This is a genomic window from Paenibacillus chibensis (genome assembly GCF_004001045.1).
GTDB lineage: Bacteria > Bacillota > Bacilli > Paenibacillales > Paenibacillaceae > Paenibacillus_AQ > Paenibacillus_AQ chibensis.
The window spans coordinates 199,441-211,885 of sequence record NZ_BIMK01000010.1 but is presented as its reverse complement, the minus strand read 5'-3'; the positions used below and the strand labels follow the sequence as shown (position 1 = coordinate 211,885).

Annotated in this window: 20 protein-coding genes; 18 read left to right on the top strand and 2 right to left on the bottom strand. The window is 44.9% G+C overall.

Annotated features, from left to right (window positions below):
* From PCH05_RS27550 to PCH05_RS10830, 5 genes are all read left to right on the top strand, one after another.
* Window positions 1-325 (top strand): hypothetical protein (locus PCH05_RS27550; protein ID WP_218030520.1); only part of this gene is annotated, 325 nt, incomplete at its 5' end.
* A gap of 12 nt (window positions 326-337) precedes the next feature.
* A complete protein-coding gene (locus tag PCH05_RS10845) occupies window positions 338-892 on the top strand; it encodes a hypothetical protein (protein ID WP_127602390.1) in 555 nt (184 codons plus the stop codon).
* Window positions 893-1,812: 920 nt separating this feature from the next.
* Window positions 1,813-2,274 carry a DinB family protein gene (locus tag PCH05_RS10840; protein WP_127602389.1) on the top strand — a complete coding sequence of 154 codons (462 nt, stop codon included), beginning with the start codon at window positions 1,813-1,815 and terminating at the stop codon, window positions 2,272-2,274.
* A gap of 222 nt (window positions 2,275-2,496) precedes the next feature.
* Window positions 2,497-2,934 (top strand): DUF4362 domain-containing protein, encoded by a 438-nt coding sequence (locus PCH05_RS10835; protein WP_127602388.1) that lies wholly within the window; start codon window positions 2,497-2,499, stop codon window positions 2,932-2,934.
* Between the two features lie 94 nt (window positions 2,935-3,028).
* Window positions 3,029-3,232, top strand: coding sequence for a hypothetical protein (locus tag PCH05_RS10830; RefSeq protein WP_127602387.1), 204 nt, complete (start codon window positions 3,029-3,031; stop codon window positions 3,230-3,232).
* Window positions 3,233-3,486: 254 nt separating this feature from the next.
* On the opposite strand, the gene PCH05_RS10825 is transcribed toward PCH05_RS10830, so the two are convergent.
* Window positions 3,487-4,806 carry an MFS transporter gene (locus tag PCH05_RS10825; protein WP_127602386.1) on the bottom strand — a complete coding sequence of 440 codons (1,320 nt, stop codon included), beginning with the start codon at window positions 4,804-4,806 and terminating at the stop codon, window positions 3,487-3,489.
* A gap of 67 nt (window positions 4,807-4,873) precedes the next feature.
* Entirely contained in the window at window positions 4,874-5,371 is a 498-nt protein-coding gene (locus PCH05_RS10820) for a winged helix-turn-helix domain-containing protein (RefSeq protein WP_127602385.1), read from the bottom strand.
* A 586-nt stretch (window positions 5,372-5,957) separates the two neighbouring features.
* On the opposite strand from PCH05_RS10820, the gene PCH05_RS10815 reads away from it, so the two are divergent.
* The 13 genes from PCH05_RS10815 (at window position 5,958) to PCH05_RS10760 (ending at window position 12,362) form a co-directional block, all read left to right on the top strand.
* A complete protein-coding gene (locus PCH05_RS10815; RefSeq protein WP_127602384.1) occupies window positions 5,958-6,245 on the top strand; it encodes a hypothetical protein in 288 nt (95 codons plus the stop codon).
* A 59-nt stretch (window positions 6,246-6,304) separates the two neighbouring features.
* On the top strand, window positions 6,305-6,583 hold the full coding sequence (locus PCH05_RS10810) for a hypothetical protein (protein WP_127602383.1): 279 nt from the start codon (window positions 6,305-6,307) through the stop codon (window positions 6,581-6,583).
* 73 nt (window positions 6,584-6,656) lie between these two features.
* A complete protein-coding gene (locus tag PCH05_RS10805; protein ID WP_127602413.1) occupies window positions 6,657-7,046 on the top strand; it encodes a DUF2500 domain-containing protein in 390 nt (129 codons plus the stop codon).
* 173 nt (window positions 7,047-7,219) lie between these two features.
* Window positions 7,220-7,801: a histidine phosphatase family protein gene (locus PCH05_RS10800; RefSeq protein WP_127602382.1), complete on the top strand. Its 582-nt coding sequence runs from the start codon at window positions 7,220-7,222 to the stop codon at window positions 7,799-7,801.
* Window positions 7,802-8,107: 306 nt separating this feature from the next.
* Window positions 8,108-8,638, top strand: a complete 531-nt coding sequence (locus PCH05_RS10795) for a GrpB family protein (RefSeq protein ID WP_127602381.1) — start codon at window positions 8,108-8,110, stop codon at window positions 8,636-8,638.
* Window positions 8,639-8,697: 59 nt separating this feature from the next.
* Complete coding sequence (locus PCH05_RS27245; protein WP_164766618.1) at window positions 8,698-8,853, top strand: hypothetical protein; 156 nt, start codon at window positions 8,698-8,700, stop codon at window positions 8,851-8,853.
* A gap of 44 nt (window positions 8,854-8,897) precedes the next feature.
* The gene (locus PCH05_RS10790; RefSeq protein WP_127602380.1) at window positions 8,898-9,338 is read left to right on the top strand and encodes an NUDIX hydrolase; all 441 of its coding nucleotides are present in this window, start codon (window positions 8,898-8,900) and stop codon (window positions 9,336-9,338) included.
* Window positions 9,339-9,440: 102 nt separating this feature from the next.
* Window positions 9,441-10,148, top strand: coding sequence for a class I SAM-dependent methyltransferase (locus PCH05_RS10785; protein WP_127602379.1), 708 nt, complete (start codon window positions 9,441-9,443; stop codon window positions 10,146-10,148).
* Between the two features lie 26 nt (window positions 10,149-10,174).
* A complete protein-coding gene (locus PCH05_RS10780) occupies window positions 10,175-10,729 on the top strand; it encodes an NUDIX domain-containing protein (protein WP_127602378.1) in 555 nt (184 codons plus the stop codon).
* 4 nt (window positions 10,730-10,733) lie between these two features.
* Window positions 10,734-11,246 (top strand): GNAT family N-acetyltransferase, encoded by a 513-nt coding sequence (locus PCH05_RS10775; RefSeq protein WP_127602377.1) that lies wholly within the window; start codon window positions 10,734-10,736, stop codon window positions 11,244-11,246.
* Between the two features lie 63 nt (window positions 11,247-11,309).
* Window positions 11,310-11,516, top strand: a complete 207-nt coding sequence (locus PCH05_RS10770) for a DUF4177 domain-containing protein (protein ID WP_127602376.1) — start codon at window positions 11,310-11,312, stop codon at window positions 11,514-11,516.
* A gap of 28 nt (window positions 11,517-11,544) precedes the next feature.
* Entirely contained in the window at window positions 11,545-11,829 is a 285-nt protein-coding gene (locus PCH05_RS10765; RefSeq protein WP_127602375.1) for a DUF3977 family protein, read from the top strand.
* 104 nt (window positions 11,830-11,933) lie between these two features.
* Window positions 11,934-12,362 carry a hypothetical protein gene (locus PCH05_RS10760; RefSeq protein ID WP_127602374.1) on the top strand — a complete coding sequence of 143 codons (429 nt, stop codon included), beginning with the start codon at window positions 11,934-11,936 and terminating at the stop codon, window positions 12,360-12,362.
* Window positions 12,363-12,445 lie beyond the last annotated feature (83 nt).

Sequence of the window (12,445 nt, the reverse complement as noted above, 5' to 3'; positions counted from 1 at the left end):
CCTTTTGAACGGTCAGATCCTTGCATTTGCTGGTTTGTTAGCGGCGCTTTCGATAATTCTTGGCATCTATAATGTCGTATTGGTGATACCATTCACTTATTTCGTTGATTCTCTACTGAAGACGAGAAACAGGAGAAGCTTCTATTTTTCCATCATCCTTCAAGGATTCATTGGAATCATCACAGGGTTTGCGTTAGTTTCTTTATTCAACAAAGCGTTCCATTGGTCTTACTTTTTCAATGTACCCTGCATCATGTGCGGCCTTGCTTTCCCTATAGTTGAGCGGTGGTATACGACTGAAAAAGGTAGGAAAGATGGAAAGTGATGGGGGGATTGCATGGAGAATTTATATTTGTACCATTATTACGAAGCTAACAAAGGTCCCTTTAAAAACTTGTCTTCGTTGACATTGAAAGAAGCTCAGTCCATCATGGATGCGCTGAAAACGGAGGAGAATATGTTTGCAAGCAGACGGTCTGATGATTATCTGCGCATTCGCTTGGAATTAGAGGCCAAAGCCCGAAATGATTTCATGCAAAAAGGCGGAAAGCCAAAAACGATGTTCCCCCATTACATGACTCTAGGACGCTGCGAATGGCTCAAAACATGGTATGCCGAGGGGAAAGAAATAAACATACATATTCATGAATTCAAACCTGACACCCTAAGCTTTACTTACGGTGATCTTTTTCCGACGATGAGATTTAAGGATGGGAAGCCATATAGAGAGCAGGTATACACCTTGCACGAAATCATGAATGTTATTAAACAATTTGGCTGGCCGCAGGAATGGAATGAGGACGGGAGCCAGGGGCCGGAAAGATATATCGAAGTTCAGGTTTGGGACGAAAAAGTGATTAATAAACATAGATCTAGACGTGAAGTTCGTTAACCAAAAGGGCGTGAGAATGGATTGTTTCCGAACCTGAATAAATCAAAAAATATGGTCATGACGTTGTTTATTCTGATCATCGTTATTGTGCTGGGGTATTTCGTATGGAATATGATTGGACGTCCGATCGACGTGACCATCCAAGGCGTTAACTACCAGCTTGGAACTGAAAACCGTAATCATGTAAATCCGGAAACGGTAAGCATCAAAGGTTCATGGTCTAGAAAATGGAACGGATTACGAATATTTGAAGGGACAATTACGTTCGCGCATGATACGATCCCCGTTCCCGAAGATAGCCGGAAGACCACGATCTATTTCGATAAGAATGGGTGGGGCCCATCATATATCCCTATTTCGAGGAAACAGTTTCAGGGGTTGTGCTTCCGAGGGTGTATAACTACGGTGCCTTGTTCGCCAATGCTGATTTCAGTTCTGTTACGTTTCAGAGGATGCGGGACAACATACCTGAGAATGGCTCCCAAATCGTTAGGTGGGACGGCCGTGATGGCTTAATGTTTGCAGGGCCGGCGACAACCCGGGATCAAGCGCTCCAAATATCAAATGAGCTTATGAAAAAGCATTTATCAGGCCCAATGTATGTCGGTGGTCGTTACGTCTTAAGGTAGAACGAGACGATGTGTAGGCTCAGAAAGGTGTGTTCATGTTGGGAATTGTCATTATGTTAGTGGTTTATTTATTGCTTGGGGTCTTCGTCATTAAGCTAGGCATTGAAAATTCAAAGAGTCATAAAGTCATGGAAGAGATTCTGGAAGAAATCAGAGAAATGAAGGAGATTATACGGGATAAAGAATGAGCTGATTGTAACGAGGTAGGAACGAAACCCATCCTTAGCATCAGAATGGTAAGTGGGTTTTCGTTCATTTTGACTAAACAGACTAATTAGGTGAGGTGTCCAAATGAAGAGAAGGCATCAAGTTTTATTTGAGCAGTTGCATACATACCGTCGTGAGTTGTTGGAAATCGTTGCTGAAATATCGGAGGAACAGGCCGAGATCATACCTCGCGGTTTTCACAATAATGTCCGTTGGAATCTGGGGCATATGTATGTAGATCAGTATCTATGGATTCAGGCTCTTACGAAAGAAGAACTGCCTGTACCTATGACATATCATGAATGGTTCGGTTACGGAACCAGCCCTGCTTCATTCACGGAGGATACCCCGACCTTTTCTCAGCTCATTCCGTTGTTGCAGCAGCAGCCATGCGTGATTCAGGAGAAGTATCAGGATCGGTTGGAGGAGGACTTTGCTCCGACTGAAATGGGAATGCATACCCTCGAGCAGGTATTGATCCGGACAATTTTTCATGAAGGTTTGCATATTGGTGCGATTCAGGCGCTAAAGAGACAATGGAGCTGAGGAGCTGGAGAGACAGAACTCTGCTTCAGAAACGAGACGGCATAGTATAACGAATCATTCAGGATATCGCCTTACGTGCTATAGGAGGCGGGAGTGCGAAATAGGAAGGAGGTTCATGCAATCCTCAGTATGAAAATTGACTCGTAAGAAAAAACAATCATAAATCGGCGAATTGGATTTGTGCGAATTTAGGAGCTGAGATCATGAATTAAAGGAGAACCGATGAATAAATGGGTGTGGATCCTTACGGTGATTGTTCTTGTTTTGATCGGAGGTTTGGTTTATTCCGTTCGCATGAATTCAGAAATGAAAAGCAGTTACATGCAGAAGGGGATTTTAACGAATTTTGATCAATCGGATCTGAAAAGAATGAATTCATTGTATGAAAGATTCAAAAATCAGCAAGGCGACCATCTGATGCTCATCACACCAACGATCGACAGCGGACCCGTTATATATAATCTCACTACGAACGGAACGGAAATTCATTGGACAGTAGATTATACAAGAGATAGCAACAGTGTAAATAAAAAGATAACTTATGTTTGTAAAGACATGATGAAAGAAGAAGATATGAACGGAACGATTTATTCCGTAACCCATTGCGGTGGATATGATGAGGATGAACGGTTGGGACCGGTCATATTTGCAAAAAAATAACGTATGTGGCGTCAAATAAAAGCTGAAAATCAGCCTTGATAATTAGATTCAATTATACGGAAGGGTGTGTAGACTTACATTGAAAAGAGGAATCGTGACCATCATTATTTCTTTATTTATTATTGGTTTAGCCTCCTACCGGCTATGGTCATTAGATCAGCCTAAAGTAGGTCCGGTTGGGGATGGGGAAGTTCCGGCTTTTGCTTATACTTCCATGTATTTTGGAATCTTTGCAGGCATCTGCTTCTTTGTCATCGGAGTACTAAGAATCATTTTTGAATTTAGAAATAAACGATGAAAAAACGAGCAGAGAATAGACGAATTCACGGCTCGTTCATCTAACATGGAGGGGAAGATGAGTTATTCCTCAAGAGCTACAGACTCACATTCGACCTGAAGTCTGAAAGAGACGGGGAGATCTTGTTTCAAGGAAAACGAGACAAGGGTACTCGTAACTTTGGTGGTAATTTTAGATGAAGTAACTAATCGAGATCATCCGTGATGGAATAAACTACATCGAAGAGGTCATGCATGCTGCGTATCCGCAAAATCTTATGACCCTAAATTATCGAGTGAATAATTCCCCGACCGCACACGCATAGGCGGAGTAAACCACGATTCATCCACCTCGTTAGACGAAGGCAGCCTCCGGGATACAGGATCCAGCATCCAGTAAATGCCTACACCCAGCACCGTGATTCCACAGATTGCAATGACAGATGAGCTTGCTGCGATAAGACCCAGAGCACCGCCAATCAAGCTCCCCAGCGGCATGGCAATCCCGCTAAGTCCGGAAGCGGCGGCAAATACGGTGCCCAAGCTCCGTTCAGGAACGGCTTTTTGGATTACGGTATTGATGATCACGTTCGTGACTCCCCCGGGAAACCATGCCAGGCCGTATACCAACACAACAAGCCAGGTCCAATGGCTAAAAACACTGAGGGACCAAGCGGCGCCGGATAGCACAAAAGCTGCAGCGAACATATATCCGAGGCGAAGCCGCTCTATTCGCATATAAGGTGCCAGCACCGCTCCCAGCAAGCTTCCGCAGGCCTGAGCCATCAGTAAAATGCCGTAGACGCCGGCACCCCCAAGACTGTTGGCGAAAGCCGGCATTACCGTAAAGGTAGCACCGCCCGCCGCATTAACGACAATAATTCCGAGTTGAATTCTTGAAAGAGGCGTAGCAAAGATGAATCGAAGTCCTTCTTTCATATCCTTGAAATAGTTCTTCATGGGATTGTGTTGCTGTGAAGATGTTGATTTAGATGTTGAATTATCGTTGTTAGGTGTATTTATGATTGGAGTTTTAAGGCGGAGCTGCGTAAACAAAAGAGCTCCGATGAAGAATCCTAAAGAGTTCCATAAGTACAAGGACACTGCGCCCAGCACGACGATGAGGGCCCCCGAGACGGCATTGCAGGCCACGTCGATACCTTGATAAGCGATAGAGAAGAGGGAGTTGCCCTGCGTGAGCTGTTTTTTATCGAGAATTTTGGGGAGTGCGGACATTTGGGCGGGATAAAACCACATATTGATCGTCGTTAGTATTGGCGTAATGGCCAGCACAAGCCCAACGGTCAAGAAGTGAAAGTAATGCGAGATCGGGACGATCAGCAGCAGCAATGCTTGAAATAATTGGGTATAGACCAGCAGGCCGCGAAGGGGAATGCGATCGATCATAGGTCCAGAGAACAGCTGTATGATTCGGGGGAGGATTGATAAGAATCCGGCGATACCTGTATAGAGCGTTGAACCCCCAAGACTATACACGAGCCACATGGCAGCCACGGCGTATAAGCTGTCGCCGATATTCGTCAGAATGCGGCCGATAAACAATAACGAAAAATTTCGATTTTTAAAAATCTCCATATGATCAAGCACATCCATTCCCTGATTATTTTTACATCCAGACTGAAGAGGGCCCGAAGGCCGCCTTCTATTTTGAGCTTTTCGTTGAAATCACGTTAATACCAATCGCATATTCCTGCGAATTCTTCGCTCTGGATTGGGAAGTGATGCCCACCCATTTCTCCAGTAATGCCTTGAATTCGGCTGTCATATGTTCATGCTCCTCTGGAGACAAATTCAATCTTAAGCTCATTTTTGTACGAGAGGCCGCATTGAAATCCTCTGCAAGCACGGGATCAATTAACTGCGTTCCCTGGGTATTAAACCATTTCGCTTTGGATTTATAATATTTCTCTACGATACCGCCAACGGTCCGGGTCTCCACCAAATCGATTAAGCCTCCGTTATACAGCTTCTGAATATGATAATGGGTGCTGCCGGGGGATTCACCCACTTCATCCGCTACTTGCTTGGAGGTTTTCGCCGTGTCGACTAAAGCTCCGATAATTTTAATACGCTGAGCGCTGCCGAGTAATTTGGCCTGTTCCACAGAAATTTCAATCGCCTGACTTTCATCTTTTTCCATCGAAGACAACTCCGTTCTATATTTTTATCCGATCTATTTTCTCAGCATGATCCACATAAATTATTCGATCTAATTATTTAGATCGGTTTGCTGAACTCATAATAACCCGCCATGTTCTGTTTGTAAATAGGCTTTTTTCAAATCCACTGGGAACCGGATAAAATTCCCAAACATGTATCCTAAATTTGGGATTTGTTATAGAATGGAAGAGTATCCTAACATCGCAAGCCATTTTTCGAAGCCCGGCTAAAGATCCATTCGATGGCTGGGCTTTGCTATTTTTGAAAAGCACGAAGTGTAGGATCATGTTCGCGTAATGAGGATGAATAAAGGGAACATCCATAGCTTTATTGATTATCGGGGATAAATACGATAAGGAAGATGAATCGAACCAGATCTGAGTGATGGTATGGAGCTAGCAGGTGATGATTACCCACGCAGAAAGAATGGATTTGCCTGGAATCCTCCCGCTGAAAAAAAGAAGAAGAGGTGAAGAACACCTTTGAAAAGAAGCATGATATTCCTGATTATTATCTTGTTGTGCACGGTTTCCATAGCAGGCTGCTCCTCATCCAAAAGCTTGATCATGGGAACATGGATCCCGAAGCAGGTATCACAAGTGGTGGGAAAGCAGTTTGAGCTGGTTGAATATCAAGCGTGGGATGTAACGGAGAATGAGTTCATATTGTTTACGGATGACCCAGCAGCCGATGGAACCGGGAAACTGCCGAATTCTGCCGTCAAGGTTTCCTATCACTGGAATTCCAAACATGAAATCATGCTTGACGGAAAGCCTTATACTGTGGAAGTGGATAAGGAGCATTTGATCGTTAAAAACAGTGAATTGGAAATCCAGTTGGACAGAAAAAGCTGATCTATGAGTTTGTTCACATGGATGTAAGAATGATTCATCATGCAAGGAGGTTCAATTGGATGTCATACGAAAAAAAAGGCTTGTTCAAGCGATTCGCCAAAAAAATCAAGGCTTCCGCAGGTCCCGGCCCCTATCAGGTCAATGGCATTCAAGTGATATGCGTTCACTGCCGTCATGATCAATTCGACCATGGGTTTGCTCAATTAAATACGGCTCTGCTTAGTTTTCTGAATCTTGATTTTGCCAACCGGTCGGCAAATATTCTGATTTGCCACCGCTGCGGATATATTCATTGGTTTAATAAGGATATCAAGCGGATACCTAGTGACGGATGGTAAGAACCTGTTTGCCAGGTTTAGCGAAACTGCTACAGAGTCTATTTTCATATTTTTAGTTCAGGAGGAGAAGGTCTTGAATCATTTTGGTGAACCTTATGGATTTTGGGACTTCTTGAGCGAGGTTCCTTTATTGATCAAATTGTTTTTTGGTATTTTGCTTGTCATTGTCGTCGGGGGCTTTTCCTATGTCATCATCAAAGGATTACGCATGTGGGTTTCGAATAATAGAGCCGAGGTTATCACGCAAAAATGCAAGATTGTTGATAAAAGAACGGAAGTCAGTGGAGGCTCCGGTGATTCGAGCGCGACCACACATTATTATGTCACTTTTGAAACCGAAGAACACAGGCGCTTCGAATTATACATACCGGACAAAGTTTATGGGCTGCTGGTCGTCGGCGATGAAGGGGAGTTGACGTATCAAGGAACCCGGTTTAAAGATTTCACGAGAACTGCGGTGTAAGCGCAGACGGGAAAATACGTACTATTTGGAAGCGTTAAGCATCGAGGTTGTGTTCGTTCTTGAAGAGGGGCGATGCCCGCAGTTGATCATCAGGGGAAAAGATCTATTTACGAACAGAAACGAGGAAAGAGCGGCGTTTGTGAGAACAACACTGTCATAACACGGAGGTAATGATGAAAACTTACATATACATGGTCCGGCATGGGGAATCTCCTAAAACGGAAGGCAATGAGAGAACGCGAGGGTTGACGGAGAAAGGGCTCGCGGATACGGCACGAGTATCCAACATATTGAGAGCGGAGGGTGTGCAGACGTTCGTTTCAAGTCCTTATACACGGGCGGTGTTAACTATTGAAGGAGCTGCCCGGGACGTAGGTAAAGAAGTCATCATATATGAAGGCTTAAAAGAAAGGGTGTTTGCTAGCGAGGAGAACATAACCCCTGATCACGAGCTGTATTCCTATCTGGATCGCATGTTTATGGAGCCTGAACTCCCGCTGCCGGGAGACGAATCGAATGCGATGTGCCAGAAACGTTCCGTCGCGGTGTTGAAAGAGATTTTAAACACCTATGCAGGGCAAAAAATCGCGATCGGCACGCATGGCATCGTCATGACGCTTATGATGGGATATTTTGATGACAGATACGGGCTCGATTTCTTGCTGCAAACCTCGAAGCCGGACATTTACCGGATGGAGTTCGAAGGTGAAAGATTCATAGCAGCGAAAAGGCTGATGGATGAGCTGGCTTTGTAAATAAGTTCATCGGACAGTGGGGGATAGAGCATGCAATACGTATATTTTTGTGTCACCATGCTTCGTAATATCCTGGTACCCTTTTTTCAAGACGGAGTATGGGTTGTCGGATTCTTCTTTTTGCTTAATAAAACATTTCAAAGCGATAAGCTGATAAAATATTCCAAGATTGCATGTTTGGTTGTATTAGCTTTGTTATTTGTCTTTTCGTTGGTGAGAATGATCGTAACTGGCTTGTAAATTCTACCGAAACCCATGGGAAATAACGTCCTCACGACAGGATGAAAAAATGGAGGCTCTAACTCGATGGAACAAGTCAACATAGCGGAATATAACCCCGGGTGGGCTGCGGAGTATGAACAAGAAAAAACGAAAATCACGCAGGCTTTGCAAGACATCCTGCTTGGGATGGAGCATATCGGAAGCACTTCGGTTCCCGGACTCGGGGCAAAGCCCATCATCGATATGATGGCCGGAGTCAGGGACTTGGAGGAATTAAAGCCATTCCATATCGAGCGGTTAGCCGAAATCGGTTACGAATATGTCGAGCATGCCCATTTTCCGGAAAGAAGATTTTTTCGCCGTGGTCAATGGCGCGCAGGGACGCATCATCTGCATATGTATGCTTTTCATGGTGAGCATTGGAATCAGCAGCTTCTCTTCCGAAATTATCTGTTGACTCACCCGGATGCGGTAGAGGAATATCTTCATCTGAAGAAAAACATGGCGAAGCTGTATCCGAACGACCGAGCCAAGTATACCGAAGCCAAGGCTCCGTTCATCCAAAACATCCTTCAAAAAGCATCGAAAATGATGAAGGGAAATGGCCTTTTGTAGCCACGTCAAAAGAACGGAACGGTGGGATAACAAAAGTATATACCGAGGGAGGAATGACCATGTATGTTGTTGTGATGTTCATATTCATGCTGTTTATTTTGCTTTCGGTAGCCAATATCGACACTACGATGAAAAAGAAACTGAAGAATGACCAGGAAATTTTGAAGGTTCTTGAAGATATCCGAGATACAGTTAAAGACCCCAGAAGGATTTGAAGCAAAGGATTAAGGGATCGATGGTCTGACAGGAGGTGTTATATTTGTACAAAAGAGTTAACGTCGCGTGTGCGCTGATTTTTGATGCTGCCTGTGAGCATATATTGATGGTTAAAAACAAAGAGGAGGACTCCTGGTACTGGAGCCTTCCGGGAGGTGCCGTCGAAGAAGGGGAGACGCTGGAGATCGCCGCGAAACGTGAAGCCAGGGAAGAAACCGGCCTTGAGATCGAAATCGGGCAGCTTTATTCGGTCAGAGAGGCCATGTTTACGAAGAGAGGGCATCATGCCATTATCTTTACGTTTTTGGCGAATATCACGGGCGGGGAAATCCATATTTGCGATCCGGACGAGGATATATTGGAAGCGGCATGGATCGATCTGGAGACGGTTAATGCGTACATGCCTTATTTGACGGATCAGCTCAAAATTACGCCTGACCGCATCCACAGCATGTCTCCGTACTATTTTCATGGTGAAGTATGACAGATGATCAAGCGATCCGGCTTAGGATGGCATAGGTTAACGATATCATGCCAGGCCATTTCGCGTCGCACCTAGGGAGGCACTGCAGAAAGGAGCATCCATGTGGACAAACGTATCGTGAAAATAAGAGAGGAAGAACGGAAATACCATGAAGCTTGCTATGATCAGTATCGTCTGTTTGAAGCAGGATCATGGCTCTATAAGCCGGTTCGAACGGTTATGGATACGCTCGCAGTCTTGGATTCCAGGGAAAGTCTGTCTGTTCTGGATCTGGGCTGCGGAGTCGGCCGGAACAGCATTCCAATAGCGGGTAAGCTGCAAGGCCGAAAAGGAAAGGTTGTCTGCGTGGATCTGCTCGAATCCGCCATCACGAAATTAGAAGGCTACAGTGAGACGCATGGGGTTGGCGAATATATTGAAGCGCATGTGAGCGATATAGGGGAATATGAGATAGCTGAAAATGCTTTTGATTATATCGTTGCCGTTTCGGCGCTGGAGCACGTAGAATCAGAAAGGAAGCTCGAACAGGTTCTCGAACGAATGGTTCGCGGGACGAAGCCGCATGGCGTTCACTGCATCATCATGAGTACGAATGTACATGAGGTGGATCCGGTCACCAGTGAGGAATTAGAGACTTACATGGAAGTGAACATGACGACAATCCAGGCGCAGGCTTGCTTGTCCAAAGCCTATGCGGACTGGGAGCTGATATTTACGACTTTAAAGCCTTTGGAGTTTACAATCAAAAGAAATGGCCGCCTGGTGCTGCTTCAAAGTGATTGCCTAACTTTTGTGGTACAGCGAAAATGAATGAAGCGGGAGAAGACGAACGAAGCATGGAAATGATAGCTGAAATCACGGATGCCGACTTTGGATTTGATCATGTCGTACCTCCGCATGAATATCGGATTCGTAAAGCAGCACGGGCAGTGATTTTGAATCCAAAACATGAGATCGCTTTGTTATACGTTGCCAAGAAACATGTCCACAAGCTGCCGGGCGGAGGCATCGAGCAGGGGGAAAACGTAAGTGAAGCATTGGTTCGGGAGACGATGGAAGAGGTCGGAGTTGAAATAGAGACTCTAGCCGATATCGGAATGATTAGTGAATACCGCGGGGAGCAGAGCCTGCTGCAAATCTCTTATTGCTTTCTGGCGCATACCGTTCAAGAGTCAGGAAGTCCGGCGTTTACAGATGAAGAGCGCGAAGACGGCTTTGTTCTGAGATGGGTAGCTTTCGATGAAGCCTTGCCGCTGCTGGAGCAGGACCAACCGTCTGATTATACAAGCCGTTTTATCCATGAACGGGACATCAGATTTCTACAGAAAACACGCGAACATTTTATTTCCGGGGAGAAGCAGCCACCCCAATACCATGTAAAGAGAGTGTGAAAACATGAATATACATATTAGAGCGCTAGATGAACGAGACCCGATCATCATCTCCCAAGCCTTTACAGAACAAGGGTGGGATAAGCCTGTTGAATTATACCTTCGATATCTGGAAGAGCAAAAACAGGGTACACGGGTTTCTTTGGTGGCCGAAGAGGATCATCAATTTGCTGGTTATGTCAACGTTTTATGGCATTCCCACTATCCATTCTTTCAAGACCAGGGAATACCGGAAATCAACGATTTTAACGTTCTCCTTAAGTACCGTCGGCAGGGAATCGGTTCCATGCTGATGAATCGAGCGGAGGAAGTCATCAAGGAGCGTTCTGCTGTCGCAGGGATTGGTGTCGGTTTATTTTCGGATTACGGGCATGCCCAGATTTTATACGCCAAGCGCGGATACGTCCCGGATGGACAGGGAATCTACGATGGGCACGGACACAAATATCTCCGGTATGGTGATCCCCTGGTGGTCAATGATGACGTTGCGCTGTATTTGACCAAAAGCTTAACTTGATTCGCTAACGTTGCAACAGCCAAGAACGACGAGAAAACTTATTAAAGCATGGGAGGGATTCCGATGTACGAATATATTTTTGTCGACACGTCATTGGGCGGATTTTTTACGGAAGCTACACATCAGGAAACGATTATGGAGTATGCCAAGCAAGGCTGGAGACTGGTTCAAGTGCTGCCGACGAATTACAACAGCCATGGGAAGCCGGAATATTATGAGATCATTTTCGAAAGACCGGTGTCGGATTCCCAAAATCCAGACTTGCCATGACAATACCTGGGGACTACCGGGCGGGTTGATGGAGCCACGAGATGAGGCGTTGAACATTCAATCAAGAGAAAGTCTCAAGAAATATATTGAAATCGGCTATGGAAACCGATGGTTTATTCGCACCGAGGTGGAGCATCCGGATGGTACAGAGACCGAAATCAGAGGAATCGTCAAATTGATGAAGCTAAAGTCCATTTATTTAAGAATTTGGATCGGTCGCAAAGTTCTCATCATCGATTCAAGGGAAGGCATCAAAATTTCGCATAAAACCAGAAGATGCTTTAAATGCATACTGGGGTTCTATGGAGAGTGAAAGCTTGGAAGGAGACAACACACGAGAGACTGCAAGAAAAATCTGTAAAAGATTGAAAAAGGGATTCATAGCTTCGTAAATTAATGCCGGCAGGTGAATCGATTGTGAGAAAAACAGGCGGTCTGATGCTGTTGTTAACTGTTGTCATGATGGGCTGCAGTACATCAACGCATGAGACTAAAGCGAAAGATTTGTTCGTTTACTATGCGATTGGAAGCTCATGGGCGGCAACGTATACGATCTTGGATGGCGGAGAAACGTATTTTGATTCACTGTACATTCAGAACCTGGATCCCGCCGTTTCCGGGATGAAACCGATCGAATATGTCCTTAAGGGTGATGGAAGAGAGGCTTCAAGCCAGTATCCCCAGCCGCTGCAGGGCGTAAGAAGCTTTCAGGTGTCGACCGAGTATAACAAACAGCTGATCGACTTGAGTGATTATGAAGACAAGGTATATCAGCTGACAATCAGGCAGGATGGGAAGGAAGAGCATTTGACGCTAACATATTCCGGTGCTCAGGGAGGGAAATAAAGATCCATGATTTTTTTATTAATCATTGTTATGATTATTGGAATATACGGACTAATTGGCAATCAATATTCCGCGCTTAGAAA